The sequence below is a fragment of the Dialister sp. genome, from assembly GCF_051885895.1.
Classification (GTDB): domain Bacteria; phylum Bacillota; class Negativicutes; order Veillonellales; family Dialisteraceae; genus Dialister.
The window spans coordinates 1-21,931 of the sequence record NZ_JBJEXP010000111.1; the positions used below are offsets into that span (position 1 = coordinate 1).

Genomic DNA, 21,931 nt, shown 5'->3' on the forward strand with positions numbered 1-21,931 from the left:
GCCAGAAGAGCCATCCTTTCATTTCCTTCCCGGTTGGGATGGATGCCGTCGGTATACCACTTCTCCTCCGGTGGAAAGGCTCTGGTAAAATCCAGGAGAGGTATATCATATTCCCCGGCCAGGGAACGGAGAAACTTCTGGTAGTCCAGTAAATCCCTTTTGTTTCTTTTAAAGGATCCCACCTCCTGCCATCCCGTATCCACGCTCATTTCCGTAAAAAGAGGAGGAATGCCAAGAGTAAGAGGAATCCTCTCCGCCAGTTTTCCCAGCGCCTCTTCCACTCTCTTCTCCAGCACCGTGAGCCGTATGCCGAAGAGAATATCATTGGTTCCTCCCATGAAGAAATATCCTTCTCCCCTTCTCACCCTTCCGGATGCAGCTGAAAGATTGTCCAGAATATCTTCGGTAAGACTGCCGCACACACCATGATTGTAAAAGGATATCCCTTTCATTCTCTTATCCAGAAGGGCTACCCATCCCTGCCCCGGCAGGACACCATAGCCCTCCGTCAGACTGTCGCCAAAGCAGTGGATCATAGAAATGTTCTGATTCCATAATGCGCTCATGGTTATCACCTCACCCTGATTGTAGCATAAGAAACGGCATGCAGAAAAGATGGCCAGCCTTACGGGCCCTTTCGCAGCTTTCCTCTGCCAGGTGCAACAATTTTATACAAAACAAAAAAGTCTCCCGAAGGAGACTTTTTTGATCAGCCCTTATTCATCAATGGTGACCGGTTTCTTGGGTCTCTTGAACCCGTGAATTCGTTCAATCACAATGAAGAGCATAGGTACAATGAAAATCTGGAAGAAGGTAGCTGACAGCACACCGAACACTACGGCAATACCCATTTCGGAACGGGAATTGGAACCGGCGCCGGTGGACAGAGCCAGCGGTACGTTGCCCAGAATAAATGCCAGAGAGGTCATAAGAATCGGGCGGAGACGAATCTTCGATGCTTCGATGGATGCTTTGACCACTTCCATACCGCTGTCTACACGGACCTTCGCATATTCAACGATAAGGATGGCGTTCTTCGCCGCCAGACCGATAATGGTGAGAAGACCGATCTGGAAGTAAATGTCGTTATACACATTGAACACGAATGCGCCAAGGCAGGCACCGAAGAAGCCTGTCGGAATCCCGAGGATGACAGAGAACGGAACTTTCCAGCTTTCGTAAAGAGCTGCCAGAGACAGGAATACGAAGAGCATACCTAAAGCCAGAGCATATACAGTCTTGCCGCCGGCTTCACGTTCCTGGGCGGAAGATTCAGCGAAGGCGTAGCCATAGCCGTTCGGCAGGGTTTCCTTTGCTACTTCTTCCAGCGCATCCAGTGCCTGGCCGGAAGAATAACCGGCTGCCTGGTTGCCGCCGATCTTAACGGCCGGGAAGTTGTTGTAACGGGTAATAACGGATACGGCATTGGATTTCTTAGGTGTAATGAAGTTGGAAATCGGCACCATATTACCGCTGCTGTCCTTCACCATGAGGAACTTGTTGTCGTTAGGACTCATACGGTACTGGGTATCCGCCTGAGCGATAACTTTGAAGTTACGTCCGTAAATGGTGAAATCGTTGATCTGTACAGAGCCGTAGAATGCCTGGAGGGCGGTGAAGATATCGCCTACATTCACGCCGCTCTTGGCAGCCTTATCTCTGTCTACATCATAATTATAGGATGGAGTATCCATACGGAAGGTGGTGTAGGCCATCTGAATTTCCGGACGCTGGTTGGCAGCGGCCAGGAACTGGTTGACTACATTCTGCATGCCTTCGTTGGTATCACCGTTCTTGTTCTGAATGTACATGGTGAAACCGCCGGAGTTGCCGAGGCCAGGAATAGGCGGCGGGTTCAGAGCCATCAGGGTTACCCCCGGATGGGTAGCATTGAAGGCAAAGGCTTTGGCCATTACCGCATCCAGCTGCATATCCTTGGATTTACGTTCATCCCATGGTTTCAGCTTGATAAAGGACAGGCCTGCATTTGGCTTCTGGCCGCCGGAAAGAATATCCATACCTACTACGCCCTGGGTCACGGCAACTGCCGGATCCTCGCCCATGTATTTCAGAAATTCCGTTACATACTGGGCTGTACGAACGTTGACGGAACCTTCCGGAAGCTGAATAGCATTCAGGAAGAAGCCGTTATCTTCCTGCGGAATAAATGCAGTCGGCAGTTTCACGAACATGAATGTAGCTGCAACAAAGAGGACAAAGAGAACACCCAAAGGGAGATAAATCGCATGAGCCAGTCTCTGGAGCACAGCCCCATAAATTTCAACCATGTGGTCAAAGCCGTCATTGAAGCGGTCCCACATACGGTCAATGCGTCCCTTATCCGCTTTCTTCTTATTCGGCTTCAGCAGACCTGCGCAGAGAGCCGGGGTCAGGGAAAGAGCGGTAAATGCGGAGAGGAGCACAGATACGGCAATGGTCAGGGCGAACTGTTTATACAGAATACCCATAATGCCGCCCAGGAATGCAACCGGTACGAAAACGGCTGCCAGTACTACGGCTACGCCGATTACCGGGCTCTGCACCTTCTGCATGGCTGCTACAGTGGCTTCCTTAGGCTGCAGGTTGTTGTAGCGCATTTCGTATTCCACTGCTTCGATAACGACGATGGCATCATCGACTACCAGCCCGATGGCCAGAACCATGGCGAACAGGGTCAGCGTATTAATGGTAAAGCCCAGCACTTCGAAGGAAGCGAAGGTACCAAGCAGAGATACCGGAACCGCAATCATAGGAATCAGTGTGGATCTCCAGTTCTGGAGGAACACATACACAATGATGGCTACAATGAGGAGGGCTTCGAAGAATGTTTCAATAACTTCCTTGATAGAAGCAAAGATGAAGTCGGTGTTATCCATGTTGATAACATACTTCATATCGTCAGGGAACGATTTCGCATCTTCCGCCAGTTTTGCCTTGATGGCGCCAATGGTTTCCACGGCGTTGGCATCATCGGTAAGGGAGAAGGCTACGGCAGAGGTTTCGTAGTTGCCGGCTCTGGAAATGAAGTCATAGTTCTTGGCATCCAGTTCCGTGCGGGCTACATCCTTCAGATGAAGAAGGCTGCCGTCGCTGTTGGTACGAAGTACGATATTGCCGAATTCTTCTGCGGTAACCAGACGGCCCTTTGCAGTAACTACATACTGGAAAGGCTGATCTTTGGTAACCGGAGCAGAGCCGATGTTGCCGGCGGCAATCTGCTGGTTCTGACTGGTAACTGCGGAAATGACTTCAGCAGCAGTGATATTGTTCTGCGACATCTTGGTGGGATCCATCCAGATACGCATAGCGAAGTCAGAACCGAATTCCTGTACAGTACCTACACCTTTGATGGACTTTAATTCATCCAGGTAGTTCATGCTGAAATAGTTTTTCAGGAAGTTCTTATCATAGGTACCGTTTGGAGAATAGAAGCTCACAACCAGGGCCATATCACCGGAAGATTTTCTGGTAGTTACACCGATATTACGTACTGTATCCGGAAGACCGGCATCAGAAGCGGTTACACCGTTCTGTACACGTACAGTAGCCATATCGGAATCGGTGCCCATAAGGAACTGCACGTTCAATGAATAAGCACCATTGGAGTTACTGTTGGAAGACATGTTATCAAAGCCTTCCACACCTACCACGTTCTTTTCAATGACTTCCGCCACCGTCTGCGCCACGACTTCCGCATCAGCGCCGGAATAGGTAGCTCTTACGGAAACCTGAGGCGGCGTGATTCGCGGATAGCGGTCAATCGGCAGGGTGAATATGGCAAGGAACCCTGCAATAGAAACCACCAGCGCCACAACGATAGCGAAGATAGGACGCCTAATAAAGAAATTAGCCATAGGTCCTCCTTACTGCTTGTCGGCAGTGCCGCTCTGACCTTTGACAGATTCCGCTGCATCCTGTTCCAGTTTGTCTTTCGTGGTTTCTTCAGGATCTACAGCCTGTCCTACCTGGACCTTACTCTGTCCATCCACTACGATGACATCGTTTTCGTCCAGTCCGCTTTCGATGATGGTGTAAATGCCATAAGAGCCGCCCACCTTGACTGCTTTCTGGGTAATCTTGCCATCCACCACCACATCTACAATATCCTTGTTCAGGAGCTGTACCAGAGCTTTGGTCGGAATGAGAAGGGAGCCTTTAGCGATTTCATTGTCAGAAACGATAGCAGCATACATGCCGGGCACCAGGAGATTATCGGGGTTCGGGAAAGCCGCTTTCATGGACAGCTGGCCGCCGCTCATGCTGGGGTTCACCTGTACGATTTTACCGGTTTCTCCATAAATGGAGCCATCGGAGAGACGAAGCTTCAGGTTATTGCCAAGGCCTGTGGTATCCTGTCCTTCGTGGCTCTTATTCAGAGCCAGGTATTCGTTTTCAGACATATCAAACTGTACATAAATAGGATCGGATGAAGAAATGGTTACCAGAGCTGTCGTTCCGGCAGTCGCATAGGTACCGATATTGACATCATCCATGGAAAGCTTGCCGTTAAACGGTGCTGTCACAACGGTATCCGTCAGGTTGGTGGAAGCAATATCCACCTGGGCCTGGGCAGCATCCATAGCGCCTTTATACGCATCAGCGGCTGCCTTCTGGTTATCATAAACCTTCTGGGAAATGGCACCGGCAGCAATCAGCTGGTCATAGCGGGCCAGATCGGTAGCTGCATTCTCATAATTGGCGGTAGCCTGGGCAGCCTGTGCCTGGGCATTGGCAAGCTGAGAATTATAATTTCTGGTATCGAGCCGATAAAGCGGCTGTCCCTGTGTTACCTGCTGACCCCCGGTAATGTACTTTTCCATGACCGTACCGGACACTTTGGATCGGACAGGTACTTCCTGCAGCGCCATAATGGAACCGGTATATTCCCGCATAATCGGTGTATCCGATTTAAAAGGCTTGAACGTAGTAACCTTCATCGCCTGCTTTTGCCCCGCTGCCTGCTGGGAAGAACCACAGCCCCCCAGCAGCGCGCCTCCTGACAAAAGGAAACCGGCTGCCATTACAGCAGCAGCTAACTTTTTATATCTCATACATAACCCCCTTATGAATGATGGTGGAGCGGATTTTGCCAATTTAAAACTATCCTGCTCTTTTGAATTGTTCTTATAATATCAGATTATTGACTAATAGTCAATCGAAAAGAACATGTTTACCGAAGATAAGTTTTTGAAAACTGCAGGAACCCATGCATTTACCGTACTTTTTCCACCGGTACTTTCATTACTGCTTTCCGAAGGATTTCCCTTCCCTTTTTTCCCTGACAGAGCGGACGGTGCAGATCCTCCGGGAAAAATACAGCAAAACGGCCTTCCGTGAAATACACTTTTGATTCTTTTTCCCTGTGGGACGCAAAGAAATACAAATCTCTGTCTTTGTAAGATTCTACTTCCCGGGGAGAATCAAAAACCGTTTCCACGCCGATCCATTCTTCTTCTCCCTTGATCTCGTACTGAATATCAATAAACTTCTTATGCCCTTCCAGTTTCCGATTTTCTTCCGGTTCCGTAGCAGGAGACTCTACGGACATGGTACAGCCGGAAAGCTCATATTTTCCATCGGCAGCAGAGGCAAAGTCAAAATCCCGTATAGCCGTAAGGCACTGATAAATAAAAGCCGGAAGCTGTCTTTTGTATGCTTCCAGATGATGAATATCTCCGGTAATCATATTGTTTCCTCCTTCAATTTTGTTAGCCACCTTATTATACCACGAACCCTCTTTTTCAGCGCATGAAAAAACCCGCCGTCAGGCGGGTTATGGTGGGACTATCTGGGTTCGAACCGGAGACCTCTTCGATGTGAGCGAAGCGCTCTGACCAACTGAGCTATAGCCCCATGACGAAAATTATTATAACACAGGAGGAATGATTTGTTAAGGGTCTTTTAGCATTCAGATTATAGGAGTCTATAGAAAAAGCCCGGCTGGCAGCAGGCATAGTTCCTGCCGTCAGCGGCTTCCTCCATCTTCTATGGTCTTATTTTCCCTGTGCTTCCAGCACCTTTTCTGCAGCTCCCATAATGGCCAGCTGGGCAGATTCAAAGGTCAGCCCTCCCTGGAAATACATAACATAGGGCGGACGTACCGGGCCGTCTGCAGACATTTCAATGGTAGAGCCCTGTACGAAAGTACCGGCAGCCATCAGAATGGGGTCTACATAGCCGGGCATGGGTCCGGGTACGGGGGTAGCATCGGAATCAACAGGAGACCAGTTCTGAATGGCCTCGGCAAAGCGGCACATGTTTTCTTCCGAATCCAAAGTGACCGTGGTAATCAGGTCAGTTCTTAAATGGCCCGGTTCCGGACTTGTCTTGAAGCCGAGAAGCTTGAATACGGCAGAACAGAATTCAGCACTCATCATAGCCTGTCTGGTCATGTGGGGCGCCAGGAAAAGTCCTTCGAAGAACGGACGATAAGAGGCCGCATAGGAACCCATTTCTGCACCAAGTCCCGGTGCCGTCCACACATAGGAGCACAGTTCCACCAGGTCTTTTCTGCCGCAGATATAGGCCCCGGTAGGAGCCAGGCCGCCGCCTGCATTTTTAATCAGAGAACCGGCGGTAATATCAGCCCCCAGTTCAATCGGTTCTTCCTTATTGGTAAATTCGCCGTAGCAGTTGTCCACGAAACAGATGGTATCCGGATTTTTAGCCTTAACGGTTTCGATGATTTTTTTAATATCGCTGGGGAACAGAGAATCTCTCAGCATATATCCCCGAGATCTCTGGATTTCTACCAGCTTGGTGTTTTCATCCACTGCCGCAGCAATGGCATCCAGATCATAGGTATTCCCCTTCAGCGGCACTTCCTTGTAGTGAACGCCTTTTGACTTTAAATTGCCCGGTGCATTTCCGGTAATGCCGATTACGCTTTCCATCGTATCATAGGGAGCGCCTACGGCAGAAACCATGGTATCTCCCGGTTCCAGAAGAGCCAGGAGAACCGTAGCCAGGGCATGAGTGCCGGATACAAACTGCGGCCTTACCAGAGCGCTTTCTGCATGAAATACGTCACACCAGATTTCTTCCAGCTTTTCTCTGCCCGGGTCTCCGTATCCATAGCCGTTGGACGGTGCAAAATGGTAGGCAGACAGGTGATGCTTCCTGAAAGCTTCCAGTACTTTCTGGGTATTAAAAAGAGAAATTTCTTCCATTTCATGAAAAACAGGCGCACAAAGAGCGAGCGCCTCTTTCTGTACCTGTTCAAGTTTCTTGTTCATTTGTTTGTCTCAGATCCTTTGAATTGTAGATATAGCATGTTTATAAATCAGCTGGGAGCGGTTTTCGCTCACCAGAAGGACAGTGAAGCTGTCGAAGGATTTTACCTTTCCTTTAAGCTGGACTCCATTCATGAGAAATATGCTGACCGGGACATTCTCTTTCCTGGCTTCATTCAAAAATGTGTCCTGCAGATTCATTTTACCTTCCATCTTTGTTTTCTCCTCCGAAATATGAAATGACATAGGCTTTAATTTCCCTGTACCATATGTCTTCCTCTGATGGGCCGCGTTCCACCCAGTGGATATATGGCATTCGTCTATACCAGGTCAGTTGTCTTTTGGCAAAGTGCCGGGTATTTTTCTGAATCAGCGCTTCCCCTTCCTCCAGAGTCAGCTTCCCTTCCGCCACAGGAATCATTTCCTTATACCCGATTCCTTTCAGCGACTGGTTTTTTTCAGAAAGTCCGGAGGCAAGGAGCTGTCTCACTTCCTCCAGGAGTCCTGCTTCTATCATAAGATGGACTCGCTTATTTATTCTATCATATAAAACGGTCCTGTCCATAGCAATTCCTATGACGGGACCATCATAAAGAAGAGAATCGGACTTGAGCGGCTTTTTTCCCTTCTCTCCCGATTCCAGAAGCTCCAGTTTCCTGATCATACGCTGGGCATCAGGAGGGATCTGCTGTTCCCCTTTTTCCCGGAGCAGAGCTTCCAGTCCTTCTTTCCCCTTTTCCTCCCATACTTTTTCAAAATAGGGGCGGCCTTTTCCCTTGGGTAAAAAGGAATATCCCTCCAGCAGGCCCTGGATATAAAGGCCTGTGCCGCCGCAGAGAATAGGGATGCGGCCAGCCTCATTCTCCTGATGGATAATTTTTTTTGCCTTTTCCTGGAAATCAGCAGCTGAATAGGGTTCGGATGGTTCCAGCTCATCCACCAGGTAATGACGAACACCCCGGGCTTCTTTTTCTGTCACCTTGGCTGTACCGATATCCATATGGCGGTAAATCTGGAAAGCATCTCCTGAAATAACGGAAGATCCCAGTTCTCTGGCCAGATAAACAGCCAGATCCGTCTTCCCTGAGGCCGTCGGACCAAGGATGGTAATAAGCCGGTCCTTCTTCATACATCAATCACCCCGTATGCTGTGGACTGTCCCTTATGATAATGCAGGGAGGTAAACAGACTGCCTGCAAACAAGGGAGAAAAAGGTCTTTCTTTAACTATAATTCTTTTACGGGCGATATGCAAAGCTAAATGAAGGATTTCCTCATCCAGCCTGTCATAGGAAGCTGCTTTACGAAAGCCTTCTATGCGATTCTCACTGCGTTTCACCGGAGCGCGGAACATGGTATCGAAATAGATAACATCATAGCTTTTAGGCTCCGCTTTTTGAAGGAAGAGGTGAAAATCTTCGTGCAGTAGACGGATCCGCCGCAGCGCCTCAGTCAAAGTTTCATCTTTGTCCTGAAAGGAAGAAAGCCCTGCCCTGCCTACTTCATAAAGAGCAGTGCTCTTTTCCAGAGAGGTGACACGTCCCCTGTCCTTCAGAAACCAGCTCATTACCGCCGAATCCCCTCCCTGCCCAAAAGTGGCATCCAGCACGGAAAGGTTACCCCGGGAAGGAAGAAGGCGGCACAGTCTGTCCTGATTTCCTCTTCTCATCTGTTCCGTCCGAAGTACCGAAGTGCCCAGATGGAAATGATACTCTTCCCCGCCGGTCCAGAAATAGGGAAGTGTTTTCCCATAAATAAGAAATCCTTCCATATGGAAATGCAAAGCCATCTCTTCCAGTGTTCCTTCCCTGGCAGTATAGGGAATCTGAAGACTTTCCGCCCGCTCTTCCGCCATTTCTCTGACAGCCCGGCTGTAGTTCCGAATGGTTGTGGCTGCGATGTTCATGGTCTTTTAAAGAGCCTTCCCAGTTCCTCCGGCGTAAACTTTACAATGGTAGGTCTTCCATGGGGACATACAAAGGGCCGGGTGGTATGAAAAAGATCGGAAATCAATTCTTTCATCTGCCGGATATTTAAAGGATCTCCCCGTTTAATGGCGCCCCGGCAGGCTGCATAAGCCATCATGCGGTGGCGCAGGGTTTCAGGAGAAGGCATATCTTTTTCATGGTAAGCTTTCACCAGTTCTGCCACTACCCGTTCCATTTCCGTAGAGGAAAGATCCTCCGGCGCCCCGGTAATCCGGATCACATCGGGCCCTGCCTGTTCAAAGGTAATGCCCAGTTTCATGATGTCCTCTTTCTTCTCCTCCATCAGTGCCAGGTCTTCGCTGTCTACATGGATAAGATAAGGAATAAGAATCTCCTGTACGGGAATGCCTTCAGCCCGCTGCGCCATATGGTCATAGCGCACCCTTTCATGGGCTGCATGCTGATCTATGATAAGAAGATCTTTTCCATGCTGGCAGAGAATAAAACAGTCCGATACCTGTCCTAAGGGAATGACCGGGATTTCTTCCTTCTGCTCTTCAAAAAGAGGTTCTGCCTCTTTTACCCGATCCGGTTCTTCCTTCCTGTATTCTTCAAAGACAGACTTATCGGAAAATAAATTCCTGCTGCCCTCAGAAGGCGTATAGGGAGCCGTCCTTTTTTCCGCAGGCCTTTCTGTTCTCGAAGAAGATGGTGCTGCCCGGTAATAAGAAGGTGCCGGTTCTCCCCAGGATACTCCGGTTTTTGGTCTTTCGGAGAGACCGATATCCGGAACTCCCGAAGGTTTTTCTTCCACAGTCACCGAGCCGGGCTTAAAGTCCTTCCGATCAAGGATTTCATGTCCCGGATCGCGAATCATTTCCCTGGCAATAGTATCAGCAGTGGACTGGGAAGTCAGCGTTCCCAGCACTCCGTGGTATACCAGACGGAACACAGACTGCTCATCGGAGAATTTAATCTCCCTCTTCTGCGGATGTACATTGACATCAATACTTTCCGGCGGCACACGGAAAGACAGTACCATCAAAGGATAGCCGTTCTTGGGAAGCAGGGAATGATATGCATTGTCTACTGCTTTGGAAACGACTGCACTTTCCACTACTCTGCGGTTAATGATAATCGTCTGGTACTGGCGGCTGCTTTTCAAAAGGGAAGGTTTGGAAATCAGTCCTTCCAGAGAAATATTTTCACCATCCTCTGCTACAGGCAGCATTTCCCCTGCAGTCTTTGTACCATAAAGGGCGGAAATAACATCCATGAGGCGGCCGTTCCCCGGTGTTTCAATCACTGTTCTTCCGTTGTTGATAAGACGGAAGGAAATATCCGGGTTCGCCAGAGAAAGCTTGCCCACCATGCTGTTGATGCGGGAAGACTCCGTACGCTCGGATTTAAGAAACTTTTTTCTGGCCGGTACATTATAGAAAAGATCCCGTACTTCCACAGTTGTACCCGCCGGTGCTCCTGCCGGTCTGACTTCGGTAATTTCGCCGCCGGTCATATCAAGCACCGTGCCTTCTTCATCTTCGCTTCTTCTGGTGGTAATCGAAGTCCTGGAAACCGAGGCAATGCTGGGAAGCGCTTCTCCGCGGAACCCCAGAGAGGCAATATGATAAATATTATCTACACTGGAAATTTTGCTGGTGGCATGGCGGATGACAGAAAGCTTGGCATCTTCTTCTGACATTCCGCATCCATTATCTGTCACGCGGATATAAGTCATTCCGCCGTCGGCAATTTCAATTTCAATATCACTGGCTCCGGCATCCACTGCATTTTCCACCAGTTCCTTGACCGCATTCACCGGCCGCTCTACTACTTCTCCCGCGGCGATCTGGTTTGCGGTAACTTCATCCAATATGTGGATCACTGCCATTATCTTCCCTCCTTCGCTTCCTTGCTTAACCGGAACAGAATCTCCATAGCCTCAATAGGAGTCTTGCTCATCACATCCAGATTGGCCAGTTCATCAATAATCGGTGAGGTAAAGAGGTCCATTCCCATCGGTTCTTCCTTCTTCTCTGCCGGGGAAGGCGCCATGCCGGAAGCACCGTCTTTCTCTTCCAGCCCGTGAAGGATATCATCTGCCCGCTTCAGCACCGACTCCGGCAGGCCTGCCAGACGGGCCACATGAATACCGTAGCTCCTGTCTGCACATCCGGGGACAATACGGCGCAGGAAAGTAATTTCCTTTCCCCGCTCCTTGACTGAAACGGTGTAATTTTTAATGCGGCTGCTGTTGTCAGCCATGTCGGACAGCTCATGATAATGCGTGGCAAAGAGAGTAAACCCGTGAATCTTTTCATCAATATATTCCACCACAGCCCTGGCAATGCTCATGCCGTCATAGGTGCTGGTGCCACGTCCGATTTCATCCAGAAGAATCAGACTGTTTCTGGTGGCATTTCGCAGGATATGGGATACCTCCTGCATTTCCACCATAAAGGTACTCTGCCCTGTAGAAATATCATCAGTGGCACCTACTCGAGTAAAGATGCGGTCCACCGGGGAAAAAGAGGCACTTCTGGCAGGGATAAAAGAACCGGTCTGCGCCATAATGGTCAGTACTGCCACCTGTCGCATATAGGTAGATTTACCTGCCATGTTGGGGCCGGTAATCACCAGAATTTCCTGGTCATGATGGTTGAGCTCCGTATCATTCGGTACAAACATTTCCCTCTTCAGGGCATGCTCTACCATGGGATGACGGCCGTCCTTAATTGAAATACGCCCTTCCCGGCTGTTTGTGATCTGCGGTCGAATATATCTGTCCTTCAAGGCAGCCCGGGCAAGGCTGGCCAGGGAGTCCAGTTCCGCCAACGCTCTGGCTGTCTTCTGCATGTCGGGAATTTCAGGACGAATTTCTGCCTTCACCGCCTGGTAAATTTTGAGCTCCAGTTCTTCCGTCTTTTCCTTGGCTGTCAGCGCTTTCGCCTCAAACTCCTTAAGTTCCGGTGTAATGTACCGCTCCGCATTGACCAGTGTCTGCTTGCGCATGTAATACGGCGGAATCGGAATCTTATTGGCATTGGAAATTTCAAAATAATAGCCGAACACATTGTTGAATCCGATTTTGAGCTTAATGCCGGTCTTTTCCTTTTCCCGTTCTTCCAGATCGGCAATATACTGCTGGCTGTTTTCCGACAGAGATCGAACCTCATCCAGTTCTGCTGAAAATCCTTCACGGATATATTTTCCGTCGCGCACATTGCCTGTCCCGTTTTCATTCATGGCCCGGTTCAGAAGGTCAAATACTGGCCCGTGGACACCGATCTGGGCATTCAGCTTTTTCAGAATCACCGATCCCGCCCCTGAAAGAAGATTCTTAATCTGTGGAATCATCTGAAGACTGGCCTTCAGGGCAAGCAGATCTTTAGGAGACGTGGAATTCGCCTCAATGCGGCTTAATATTCTTTCGAAATCAAATACCTTGGACAGCATATCTTCCAGATTGGTGAGTTCTGTCATATGGCCGGTGAGTTCTTCAATGCCATCCTGCCGAAGAATAATCCTGTTTACATCGGTCAAAGGTCTTTCCAGCCACCGCTTCAGAAGACGCGCGCCCATGGCGGTATGAGTATAGTCGAGAAGCTCCAGAAGCGTTCCCTTCCTGCCGCCGTCCCGCATATTCCGGGTGATTTCCAGATTTCTCAGGCACTCTTCCGAAAGAGTCAGGGTGTGATCCTCACGAATGGGCAGAATGGAATGAAAAACGGATACATCGGATTTCATAACTTCCCTGATATAGGCGGAAAGCCTGCGGAAGACCTGCTTCACGTTCTCATTTTCTATGGATGAAGCTGCTTCCGGAAGATCGCCTTCTTCTTCCCCCTCGGCCCTGGATATCAGGCAGGCACCAAGACGGGCCGCCGCAAATCCGGTGAGTTTTCCGTAAAAATCATCAGATACACTGCATACCGCTTCTGCCGGTGAATAGACAGAAAGCATATCAAAGAAATCGTCCTTTTCTTTCTTCTTATCCCATACGCCCCACCAGCATTCACCGGTAGACACATCGGCCAGCACCGCATCGATTTCCCTGTCTGCTTCCATAATATAAATCAGGTAATTGTTGGACTTATCCGCTATGGAATTTTCAAAAAGGATTGTTCCCGGCGTAATGACACGGATCACATCCCTTTTCACCAGGCCCTTGGCTTTTTTAGGATCTTCCAGCTGTTCGCAGATAGCCACTTTATAGCCCTTCTGAATCAGGCGGTAGATATAAATTTCAGCTGCATGGTAGGGAACGCCGCACATGGGTACCCGTCCCTCAGGCCCTGCATTTTTCCCGGTCAGTGTCAGTTCCAGTTCATGGGACGCCGTCACCGCATCATCATAAAACAGTTCGTAAAAATCGCCCAGTCTATAAAAAAGAAGGCAGTCCCTGTACTCATCCTTTACCTTTTTATACTGTTCCATCAAAGGCGTTTTCGCCATGTCATCACCCCACTTCAGTTTCTTGATTGCTGATTCTGCCTTTTCAGCAGAGCTCGCCCTTCAGTACCCATGTCTGGGCTGTATCTACTTTGGCCATGCGGGTATCCCCCACCTGTATCCCTTCTTCATAGGGGAAGAGAATCATTTTATTGGAAGAGGTACGTCCGTACCAGTGATGAGGATCCTGCTTTGATGGACCCTCAATAATGATTTCATAGGTTTTTCCTTCCATCTTCCGGTTCAGTTCCAGAGAAATCGGGTTTTCCGTATCCATCAGTTCCTGCAGGCGGCGATGCTTTGTTTCATCGTCAATCTGGTTTTCCATCCGTGATGCCGGCGTACCGGTCCTTGGAGAATAAATAAAGGTATAGGCAGAATCAAAACGCACTTCTTCCAGAAGCTTCAGCGTTTCCCTATGCATTTCTTCCGTTTCTCCCGGGAATCCGGTAATGAGGTCGGTAGTCAGTGCAATATCGGGCATCTTCATCCGAACATAATTGACAAGTTCTTTGAAATGTTCAATGGTATAGCCTCGATTCATCTGTTTCAGCATTTCATTGGATCCATGCTGCACAGGAAGATGCATATGGCGCACCACCTTGGGCGAAGCCGCCATGGCATCCACCATATCAAAGGTCATATCCCGGGGATGAGATGTCATGTAACGTACCCGTTCAATACCGTCAATCTGATCAATGGCACGGATGAGGTCGGCAAAATTGGTTCCGTTTCTGAAATCAAGGCCATAGGAATTTACATTCTGTCCCAAAAGTGTGATTTCCTTGTATCCCTCTTCCGCCAGTCCTCTGATTTCATGGCAGATATCCTCGATGGTGCGGCTGATTTCCCTGCCTCTTACGTAGGGAACAATGCAGTAGGTGCAGAACTTGTTGCATCCCTGCATAATGGGAATCCAGGCAAAGATTTTTGACTTGCGCACGGAACGAAGCTCACTGTAATCCTTTACACTGTGAGGATTCCGCTCCGTCTTTACCACATGGCCGCCTCTGGCGTTTTCTCTGGAAATAATATCCTTCAGATCATGGATATGGTAAGGCCCGATGACAAAATCAATAATAGGCATGCGCTCAATGAGCTTTCCCTTGTTCTCCTGTGCCATACAGCCGGCAATGCCCAGAAGCAGGCGGGGATTCTTGTCCTTCAGCTTTTTGATTTCCCCGATTTTGCCGTATACTTTTTCTTCCGCATTCTGACGGACCGCACAGGTATTCATGATAATAATATCTGCGTTCTCCATCTTCTCCGCCGGCTTATATCCCAAATCCTCCAGCTGTCCGTTGATTCGTTCTGTGTCATTTTCATTCATTTGACAGCCGTACGTAACAGTATAATAAAACTTTTCTTCTGTGAGCCGCTTTGTTTCCACGACTTTCCTCCTGTATCCAATGCATATATAGAATCGTTATCATATTATTATATCATATCCCCGTATGGGAAATTTGTTTTCAAAAAAGCCACCCGGAACGTCCGGATGGCTTTTGACTGTCTTCAACGACTCATCGATCCAGTTTTTTGAAAAGGCTGGCCATTTCCAGAGCATCCATGGCACATTCAAATCCTTTATTGCCGGATTTAAGTCCTGCACGGTTAATGGCCTGTTCAATGGTGTCAGTAGTGAGTACACCGTAAAGTACAGGCACTCCACTGGAAAGAGATGCCATAGCCACGCCTTTGGTGACTTCCGTAGCCACATGTTCATAGTGATCCGTTTCTCCACGGATTACAGCTCCCAGACAGATGACCGCATCATACTTACCGCTTTCAGCCATCTTCTTGGCAGCCAGAGGAATTTCAAAAGCCCCCGGCACCCAGGCCAGATCCACCTTGTCCATATCCACGCCATGCCGGGAAAGTCCATCAACCGCTCCATCAATAAGCTTGGAAACGATGACTTCATTAAAACGGGAAGCCACAATGCCTACACGAATCTGGTTTTCATTAAAAAGTCCGGAAATAATATTCATTTTGTTCTCCTTTTTGTATTGTAGTATTGTATAAACTCTGATTTTCTATTTTTTCTCTATAGATGCCGTAACCCAGTTATGCCTTCGGCTCTTCAATTTCCTTATCCAGCTTCAGCATATGTCCCATCTTTTCCTGTTTGGTCTTCAGATAGAATTCATCCTCCCTGGTAGGCGCCATTTCGATGGGTACCCGCTCAGCAATAGTGATACCGTATTCTTTGACATCGTCCAGCTTTTGGGGATTATTGGTGAGCAGTTTGATGGTGACTGCGCCCAGATCCTTTAAAATCTGGGCGCCGGTCATATATTCACGAAGATCCGCAGCGAACCCAAGTTTCAGATTGGCTTCCACTGTATCATATCCCTGATCCTGAAGAGCATAGGCTTTGATTTTATTGATCAGGCCGATGCCCCGTCCTTCCTGACGCAGATATACAAGAACTCCCCGTCCTTCTTTTGCAATCTGCCTCAATGCACTGGAAAGCTGCTGGCCGCAGTCACAGCGGAGGGATCCGAAGCAGTCACCGGTAAGGCATTCGGAATGGATACGGCAGAGTACCGGTCTGCCATCGGAAACATCACCCAAAGTTAAAGCCACATGATGTTCTCCATTCATTAAATTGACAAAACCATAAATTTCAAAATTGCCGTACTTGGTAGGAAGATGAGCCTGTGCTACTCTTTCAACCAGTTTTTCATGCTTCTTCCTGTACTCAATCAGTTCCTGAATACTTCCGATTTTCATGCCTTTTTCTCTGGCCAGTTTGAAAAGGTCATCCCTTCTGGCCATGGTGCCGTCAGGATTCATAATTTCGCAGCAGAGACCTGCCGGTTTCAGACCTGCCAGACGGGCCAGATCCACGGTTGCTTCTGTATGTCCCTGTCTTTCCAGGACTCCCCACTTCTTTGCTTTCAGCGGAAACAGATGCCCCGGTCTTCTGAAATCCTCCGGTTTTGCGCCGTCTTTGACCGCCTCCAGCGCTGTCATGGAGCGAGCTGCGGCAGATACGCCGGTACCGGAATCTTTATAATCGATTGACTCCAGAAATGCAGTATGATGATTGTCTGTATTATGCCGGATCATCGGTCCCAGATACAGTGCATCTGCTATTTCTTCCGACATGGGCATGCAGATAACCCCTTTGGCTTCTGATGCCATACGGTTTACATTTTCCGGTGTAGCAAATTCAGCAGCGCAGATGTAATCCCCTTCATTTTCACGGGATTCCGGATCCTGCATGATCACGATATGCCCTTTTTTGATTTCTTCTATAATTTCTTCAATACTGTCAAATTTATACTCCATAATGTCCTCCATGCCCCAAAGATTCCAGCATACTCATGGTGAGGCCTTCTTTCGGGCCTTCATTCAGGAGCTGCTCTACATATTTTCCAAGATAATCACATTCAATATTCACTACATCTCCCGCATGCTTCATCAGGAGTGCCGTCTCGCTTCCCGTATGAGGAATGAGCGCAATGGAAAAAGTGCTTTCCGTCCTTTCTGCAACGGTGAGGCTGATGCCGTCTACTGCTACTGATCCCTTTTCTATGATATAACGCATCCATTTTCTTTCCGGAGAAATTGTAATATTCACTGCATTATCTTCTTTTTCCATAGAAAGAATACGGCCGGTGCCATCCACATGGCCCATCATAATATGCCCTCCCAGCCGATCGGAAAGGCGCAGTGCCCGTTCCAGATTAACCGGCGTACCGGGACGAAAAAGGGAAAAAGCAGTCCGCCTCATAGTTTCCGGTGTAACATCGGCAGCAAAGGAAGAGCTGTTCATGGCAGTCACTGTAAGGCAGGTCCCGTTTACAGCAATACTGTCACCGATTTTAGTTCCTTCCAGCACTTTTTGGCAGGAAATCACCAGCCTTTCCGACTGTCTCGCTTTGGAAATATGATGAATATGCCCGATTTCTTCTACAATGCCGGTAAACATACTATTCTCCCTTTACAGGGGAATCTTCTGCCTTCTTCTCCTGTCCTTCCTGCACTTCTTCTTCCAGACGATCAATCCGTTCATCGTAGATTTCTTTTCTGCCTTTATCTACATATGCTTCAATTACAAGATCCGGTCCGCAGGTTTCCGTAGTCATATCTTTCAGCCTGATTGTCTCTGCAATGGAAGAGGCACCCCGGCCCCCGATGAGACCCGGTGCTTCACGACCGCCGATAACCATGGGTGCTTCGTAAATGCGCACCTTATCTACGATTCCCGCCTCAAAGGCAGATGCAGCCAGGGAAGCTCCACCTTCCAGCAGAATACCATCAATCCCTTTCAATGCCAGTCCGGTCATGGCGGAAGCAAGATCCACTTTCCCCTTCTCATCACCGTCAGTCATGATAATATCCACACCCATGGCTGACAGTTCTTCTCTCTTATGTTCGTCGGAAGATGTCGTGGTCAGAACAATAACTTCCCCGGGCTCATGAAACACTTTTGCCTTCAATGGAACCGACAGATTTCCGTCTACGATAATGCGGACCGGATCATCCAGACCTTCCGTACGGGCAGTAAGAAGGGGATTATCGGCTATCACTGTGCCGGCCCCTACCATAATGCCTTTATAGCAGCCCCGGAGCACATGTACCTCTTCCCTTGCATCCTTGGAAGAAATCCACTTGGAATCCCCTGTGTAGCAGGCTGTTTTTCCATCCAGAGACATGGCCGCTTTATACAATACAAAAGGCTTATGCTCCGTCACAAATTTCAGGAATACTTCATTCAGCTTCCTGGCTTCCTTTTCCATGACGCCTACGGTAACAAAAATGCCGGCATCCCGAAGACGCCTGATTCCCTTCCCGGAGACCAGAGGATTAGGATCGACCATGGCCGTTACTACCCGGTCAATATCTTTTTCAATAATGAGATCCGCACAGGGCGGTGTCTTGCCGTAATGACTGCAGGGCTCCAGAGTCACATAAAGCGTAGCTCCTGCCGGGTCTTCCGTACAGTGCGCAAAAGCATTGACTTCCGCATGAGGGCCGCCATACTTTTCATGCCAGCCTTCCCCTATAATGCGTCCATCCTTTACAATCACAGCCCCCACCATAGGATTGGGCCTTGCATGACCCATACCGCGGACTGCCAGTTCCAGAGCCCGGGCCATAAACTTTCTGTCTTCATCAATACGCAAAAAATCCACCTTCCTTTCTTCCAGGGAGGTGGATTCCATAAAATTTCCGTCCACTCTTCTTTCATCCGGACTGTACCGTCGGCCCTGGAATTTCACCAGATCTACCTGCATGCAGGTTCGTGGGCTTTACCACCGGTGGGGATTTTCACCCCGCCCTGAAGAGATTTAAAATTCTCTATTATTATAGCAGATTGCCCATGAAAGGCAAGAGCTTCCTTATATCTGACTGATAACGGATTCGATATTCTGCACATCCTGCATATTGGCAATGCCTTCTACCGCTGCCGCCACTCCGATAAACATGAGGGCAATGAGGAAAATCATGACCAGCACGTAGGGGGTCAGAGCAATAAGGAAGGATTTCCCGGGGCGGAAACGGTAGTTCACGCCGATTGCCACTATATCCAGATAAAAAGACCAGATAAAAACCAGAAAACTGCCGATGCCGGAAAGGAAATCAGCGCCAATCACTGCCAGAAAAGTAAAAAATACAGAAAAGGCCATTGGAAGAGCAGCAGCCATAAAGCCGGCTGTAATTCCCCGGGCGGTTCCCATGCCTCCCCAGAAGCCGGATATATAGTCAATCACTGCACTGTGGATCAGAAGAGCCGCTCCCATACAGAGTACCAGAAGAATAAACTGCATAACAAGTCCCGGTCCCTGCTGGAAAAGGGATAAAGATAAAAGAAATACCACGAAAAGCCATATAAAAAAACTTTCCTTCAGCTTTTCCTCATTGGTGATGTGAAGCATGGCCTGCCGCGGTGAGGTTAACAGGGATAGAGCCAGGTCAAGAAACTGATTCATATATTCCTCCTTATTTCATTGATGGCACAGATGAATCTGCCAGAGATTCCTTAAATGAATCTACAAAGGCATCTGCAAAAACGCCGGAAAGATTCTTGGCTTCACCGGACAGGATACCGCGGAGGGACATACCGTTTCCGTAGCTCTTAACCGGAATATTGTCCGTCTGGATGCCGCCGCTGGATGCCGCATAGCTTAATGCATCATAATAATTTCCCATGGCATCAACCAGCCCGAGATCCTGTGCCTGTTTACCGGTAAGGATCCTGCCGTCAGCCAGAGCCCTTACCTTGTTTTCATCCATTTTCCGTCCATCTGCTACCGTCTGTACAAACTGGTTATAAATATCGTCTACCATGGTTTGAACCATTTCTTTTTCTTCGCCGGTCATGGGACGATACATGGAAAGAATATCCTTATGAGCTCCACTTTTAATCTTTTCATTTTTGATTCCCAGTTTATCCATCAGATCTTCTATATTGGTATAGTCCATATAAACGCCAATGCTTCCTGTAATGGTAGCAGGAGATGCAAAGATATAGTTTCCTTTGCTTGCCAGCCAGTACCCTGCAGAAGCGCACATATCTCCCATGGAGATAATAATAGGTTTGCCGCTGCTGCGGATTTTATCCATTTCTTCTGCAATTTCCTGGGTAGCCCCTGTAGAACCGCCGGGACTGTTAATACGTACCAGAATGGCTTTAGCCTGAGGATCCTTGCGGGCTGCCTTAAATTCCTTCATCAGCTGCTCACTGGTAACCCCGTTATTCCCATTCAAAATGGAATCCGCTTCAGGGCCGCCATAAATGGGGCCGTCAATGCGAATTACTGCCACGTATCCTTTGGTATTTTTTTCTGTTTCCCCCTGCATCCAAAGACCGGACGTACCTGCTGCCAATGCAGCCGCCAGAAGAAGGATCACAAATACGATTGCGTATTTTCTTTTTCTTTCTATATCCATACGTACCTCCTCGCTTTTATTCAAATTATAACATACCTGCAAACCATTCGTCCTGAAGGAACCCCAATGAGAAGGCTTTTTGACGATAAAGAAGGCCTTGAATTTATCTTTCTGTTCATGTATAATATGTCATACATGGCCGGTTAGTCAAACGGTTAAGACGCTGCGTTCTCAGCGCAGAGAGTATGGGTTCGAATCCCATACCGGTCACCATGCAAAAAGAGCACCTGTGGGTGCTCTTTTTTATTTTGATACCTCTTGTCATTCAGATAAAACGCCGGAATACTTCTGAAAGCTGATCTTTTTCAGTCTTTTTGCAATCACTGAAAAGAGCTCATTCAAATATAGAATACAGTCAGCATTTTCCTAGAAAACATACTGCACCAGCGCCATATAGCAAACGGTACCGGCAGCCATGGAAAGGAGCATCTGCCTCTTCCATAAGTGAAGTCCTGTAGTCACAGCTATGGAAATGGCTTCCGGAATACCGTGGCTGCCGGAAATAAGAGATACATCCTTCAGACAGTACACCACAAGAAGCGCAAACACAGCGGAAGGCAGCGCTTTCCCCAGATATTTCACATAAGGCGGCAGAGTACTCCCCGGTTTAAAAATAAGAAAAGGAAGGAAACGGGTAATCATGGTTCCCAGAGCGCAGAGTGCTATAGTTACTATCTGCTGCCATAAAGGCATCGTTGTCATAAAAAACCTCCTGCCTTTTCAATAGGCTTCCTGAATATAGTCAGGATGAGCAGCATGCCGGCCATGGCAGGAATAATAAAGGAATCTTTCCCGAACAGGCAGAGTGAAGCTGCGGATACGCCCAATCCTATCAATGCGGTATAATGCTTTTTTTCCTTCATCCACTGCTCCAGGAAAACAACAAGAAACATGGTCGTCATCACGAATTCGAGCCCCTGAGTATTGAAATGCACCAGGGATCCCAGTATACCTCCAAACAGGGCGCCGGAAACCCAATACAAATAATCCAGACAGGAGATCCAGAACATAAACCATCCCCTGTCTACATCGTATGGAATGGACGTTGAATAGTTCAAAGCAAAAGTTTCATCACACATCCAGAAAATCAGAAATGGCTTTTTCCATCCAGTTCCCTTATATTTTTCCAGCATAGCCAGTCCGTAAAACAAATGTCGGGCTTGAACGGTAAGAGCTACGATCAATGCCTGCCAGGGAGCAAAAGGAGATAGCAGCATCGTTACGGTAACAAATTCCAGAGAACCGCCAAAGATCGTCATGGCCATGAGCGTGGGATAGATAAAAGAAAATCCCAGGGTATACATATAAAACCCATAGGCAAAAGCAATAAACCAGAATCCTGCAAATATGGGAATCGTACAGGGAAATGCCTCATGCAGCGCTTTCCATGCAGGTGAAGATGAAGAACTCATATATA

19 protein-coding genes, 2 tRNA genes and 1 riboswitch are annotated in these 21,931 nt (G+C 48.3%); of the genes, 1 reads left to right on the forward strand and 20 read right to left on the reverse strand.

All coding sequences use genetic code 11. From position 1 onward, the window contains the following. The 18 genes from ACI4N7_RS09370 to sppA all read right to left on the reverse strand — a co-directional run. Window positions 1-566 (reverse strand): SGNH/GDSL hydrolase family protein (locus tag ACI4N7_RS09370; RefSeq protein WP_439733097.1); only part of this gene is annotated, 566 nt, incomplete at its 3' end. A gap of 150 nt (window positions 567-716) precedes the next feature. Beyond that, window positions 717-3,854: a multidrug efflux RND transporter permease subunit gene (locus ACI4N7_RS09375; protein WP_439733098.1), complete on the reverse strand. Its 3,138-nt coding sequence runs from the start codon at window positions 3,852-3,854 to the stop codon at window positions 717-719. A 9-nt stretch (window positions 3,855-3,863) separates the two neighbouring features. Further along, a complete protein-coding gene (locus ACI4N7_RS09380; RefSeq protein ID WP_439733099.1) occupies window positions 3,864-5,051 on the reverse strand; it encodes an efflux RND transporter periplasmic adaptor subunit in 1,188 nt (395 codons plus the stop codon). Between the two features lie 161 nt (window positions 5,052-5,212). Beyond that, on the reverse strand, window positions 5,213-5,686 hold the full coding sequence (locus ACI4N7_RS09385) for a YhcH/YjgK/YiaL family protein (protein ID WP_439733100.1): 474 nt from the start codon (window positions 5,684-5,686) through the stop codon (window positions 5,213-5,215). 90 nt (window positions 5,687-5,776) lie between these two features. Continuing rightward, window positions 5,777-5,853 (reverse strand) — tRNA-Val (locus ACI4N7_RS09390). Window positions 5,854-5,993: 140 nt separating this feature from the next. After that, the gene (locus ACI4N7_RS09395; protein ID WP_439733101.1) at window positions 5,994-7,235 is read right to left on the reverse strand and encodes an aminotransferase class I/II-fold pyridoxal phosphate-dependent enzyme; all 1,242 of its coding nucleotides are present in this window, start codon (window positions 7,233-7,235) and stop codon (window positions 5,994-5,996) included. Window positions 7,236-7,244: 9 nt separating this feature from the next. Beyond that, window positions 7,245-7,478 carry an RNA chaperone Hfq gene (gene hfq / locus ACI4N7_RS09400; RefSeq protein WP_439733102.1) on the reverse strand — a complete coding sequence of 78 codons (234 nt, stop codon included), beginning with the start codon at window positions 7,476-7,478 and terminating at the stop codon, window positions 7,245-7,247. Beyond that, entirely contained in the window at window positions 7,435-8,361 is a 927-nt protein-coding gene (gene miaA, locus ACI4N7_RS09405) for a tRNA (adenosine(37)-N6)-dimethylallyltransferase MiaA (RefSeq protein ID WP_439733103.1), read from the reverse strand. Before miaA ends, hfq begins: the two co-directional genes overlap by 44 nt. After that, window positions 8,358-9,137: a class I SAM-dependent methyltransferase gene (locus tag ACI4N7_RS09410; RefSeq protein WP_439733104.1), complete on the reverse strand. Its 780-nt coding sequence runs from the start codon at window positions 9,135-9,137 to the stop codon at window positions 8,358-8,360. The genes miaA and ACI4N7_RS09410 overlap by 4 nt, the downstream gene beginning before the upstream one ends. Continuing rightward, window positions 9,134-11,050, reverse strand: coding sequence for a DNA mismatch repair endonuclease MutL (gene mutL, locus ACI4N7_RS09415; protein ID WP_439733105.1), 1,917 nt, complete (start codon window positions 11,048-11,050; stop codon window positions 9,134-9,136). Before mutL ends, ACI4N7_RS09410 begins: the two co-directional genes overlap by 4 nt. Further along, window positions 11,050-13,614, reverse strand: a complete 2,565-nt coding sequence (gene mutS, locus ACI4N7_RS09420) for a DNA mismatch repair protein MutS (protein ID WP_439733106.1) — start codon at window positions 13,612-13,614, stop codon at window positions 11,050-11,052. Before mutS ends, mutL begins: the two co-directional genes overlap by 1 nt. Before the next feature lie 43 nt (window positions 13,615-13,657). Further along, a complete protein-coding gene (gene miaB, locus ACI4N7_RS09425) occupies window positions 13,658-15,001 on the reverse strand; it encodes a tRNA (N6-isopentenyl adenosine(37)-C2)-methylthiotransferase MiaB (protein ID WP_439733107.1) in 1,344 nt (447 codons plus the stop codon). Window positions 15,002-15,131: 130 nt separating this feature from the next. Beyond that, the gene (ribH, locus tag ACI4N7_RS09430; protein ID WP_439733108.1) at window positions 15,132-15,599 is read right to left on the reverse strand and encodes a 6,7-dimethyl-8-ribityllumazine synthase; all 468 of its coding nucleotides are present in this window, start codon (window positions 15,597-15,599) and stop codon (window positions 15,132-15,134) included. A 76-nt stretch (window positions 15,600-15,675) separates the two neighbouring features. Further along, window positions 15,676-16,905 carry a bifunctional 3,4-dihydroxy-2-butanone-4-phosphate synthase/GTP cyclohydrolase II gene (locus ACI4N7_RS09435; RefSeq protein ID WP_439733109.1) on the reverse strand — a complete coding sequence of 410 codons (1,230 nt, stop codon included), beginning with the start codon at window positions 16,903-16,905 and terminating at the stop codon, window positions 15,676-15,678. Then, window positions 16,895-17,548 (reverse strand): riboflavin synthase, encoded by a 654-nt coding sequence (locus tag ACI4N7_RS09440; protein ID WP_439733110.1) that lies wholly within the window; start codon window positions 17,546-17,548, stop codon window positions 16,895-16,897. Before ACI4N7_RS09440 ends, ACI4N7_RS09435 begins: the two co-directional genes overlap by 11 nt. Window position 17,549: 1 nt before the next feature. After that, window positions 17,550-18,800 (reverse strand): bifunctional diaminohydroxyphosphoribosylaminopyrimidine deaminase/5-amino-6-(5-phosphoribosylamino)uracil reductase RibD, encoded by a 1,251-nt coding sequence (gene ribD / locus ACI4N7_RS09445; RefSeq protein ID WP_439733111.1) that lies wholly within the window; start codon window positions 18,798-18,800, stop codon window positions 17,550-17,552. Further along, window positions 18,796-18,913: riboswitch (FMN riboswitch) on the reverse strand. Its footprint overlaps the gene before it by 5 nt. 49 nt (window positions 18,914-18,962) lie before the next feature. Continuing rightward, window positions 18,963-19,553, reverse strand: coding sequence for a YIP1 family protein (locus ACI4N7_RS09450; protein ID WP_439733112.1), 591 nt, complete (start codon window positions 19,551-19,553; stop codon window positions 18,963-18,965). 10 nt (window positions 19,554-19,563) lie between these two features. Further along, window positions 19,564-20,514, reverse strand: coding sequence for a signal peptide peptidase SppA (gene sppA / locus ACI4N7_RS09455; protein WP_439733113.1), 951 nt, complete (start codon window positions 20,512-20,514; stop codon window positions 19,564-19,566). Between the two features lie 137 nt (window positions 20,515-20,651). Between sppA and ACI4N7_RS09460 the strand changes: the two genes are divergently transcribed. Then, window positions 20,652-20,727: transfer RNA gene (locus tag ACI4N7_RS09460), tRNA-Glu, on the forward strand. Between the two features lie 153 nt (window positions 20,728-20,880). Here the strand turns inward: ACI4N7_RS09460 and ACI4N7_RS09465 are convergent. Both ACI4N7_RS09465 and ACI4N7_RS09470 read right to left on the reverse strand, forming a co-directional pair. Continuing rightward, window positions 20,881-21,216: a branched-chain amino acid transporter permease gene (locus ACI4N7_RS09465; RefSeq protein ID WP_439733114.1), complete on the reverse strand. Its 336-nt coding sequence runs from the start codon at window positions 21,214-21,216 to the stop codon at window positions 20,881-20,883. Continuing rightward, window positions 21,213-21,926, reverse strand: coding sequence for an AzlC family ABC transporter permease (locus ACI4N7_RS09470; protein WP_439733115.1), 714 nt, complete (start codon window positions 21,924-21,926; stop codon window positions 21,213-21,215). Before ACI4N7_RS09470 ends, ACI4N7_RS09465 begins: the two co-directional genes overlap by 4 nt. Between the last annotated feature and the right edge of the window lie 5 nt (window positions 21,927-21,931).

Coding starts and splice junctions, on each gene's coding strand:
- ACI4N7_RS09375 (WP_439733098.1), bottom strand. CDS start 3,854: ATGGCTAATTTCTTTATTAGGCGTCCTATCTTCGCTATCGTTGTGGCG.
- ACI4N7_RS09380 (WP_439733099.1), bottom strand. CDS start 5,051: ATGAGATATAAAAAGTTAGCTGCTGCTGTAATGGCAGCCGGTTTCCTT.
- ACI4N7_RS09385 (WP_439733100.1), bottom strand. CDS start 5,686: ATGATTACCGGAGATATTCATCATCTGGAAGCATACAAAAGACAGCTT.
- ACI4N7_RS09395 (WP_439733101.1), bottom strand. CDS start 7,235: ATGAACAAGAAACTTGAACAGGTACAGAAAGAGGCGCTCGCTCTTTGT.
- hfq (WP_439733102.1), bottom strand. CDS start 7,478: ATGTCATTTCATATTTCGGAGGAGAAAACAAAGATGGAAGGTAAAATG.
- miaA (WP_439733103.1), bottom strand. CDS start 8,361: ATGAAGAAGGACCGGCTTATTACCATCCTTGGTCCGACGGCCTCAGGG.
- ACI4N7_RS09410 (WP_439733104.1), bottom strand. CDS start 9,137: ATGAACATCGCAGCCACAACCATTCGGAACTACAGCCGGGCTGTCAGA.
- mutL (WP_439733105.1), bottom strand. CDS start 11,050: ATGGCAGTGATCCACATATTGGATGAAGTTACCGCAAACCAGATCGCC.
- mutS (WP_439733106.1), bottom strand. CDS start 13,614: ATGGCGAAAACGCCTTTGATGGAACAGTATAAAAAGGTAAAGGATGAG.
- ribH (WP_439733108.1), bottom strand. CDS start 15,599: ATGAATATTATTTCCGGACTTTTTAATGAAAACCAGATTCGTGTAGGC.
- ACI4N7_RS09435 (WP_439733109.1), bottom strand. CDS start 16,905: ATGGAGTATAAATTTGACAGTATTGAAGAAATTATAGAAGAAATCAAA.
- ACI4N7_RS09440 (WP_439733110.1), bottom strand. CDS start 17,548: ATGTTTACCGGCATTGTAGAAGAAATCGGGCATATTCATCATATTTCC.
- ACI4N7_RS09450 (WP_439733112.1), bottom strand. CDS start 19,553: ATGAATCAGTTTCTTGACCTGGCTCTATCCCTGTTAACCTCACCGCGG.
- sppA (WP_439733113.1), bottom strand. CDS start 20,514: ATGGATATAGAAAGAAAAAGAAAATACGCAATCGTATTTGTGATCCTT.
- ACI4N7_RS09465 (WP_439733114.1), bottom strand. CDS start 21,216: ATGACAACGATGCCTTTATGGCAGCAGATAGTAACTATAGCACTCTGC.
- ACI4N7_RS09470 (WP_439733115.1), bottom strand. CDS start 21,926: ATGAGTTCTTCATCTTCACCTGCATGGAAAGCGCTGCATGAGGCATTT.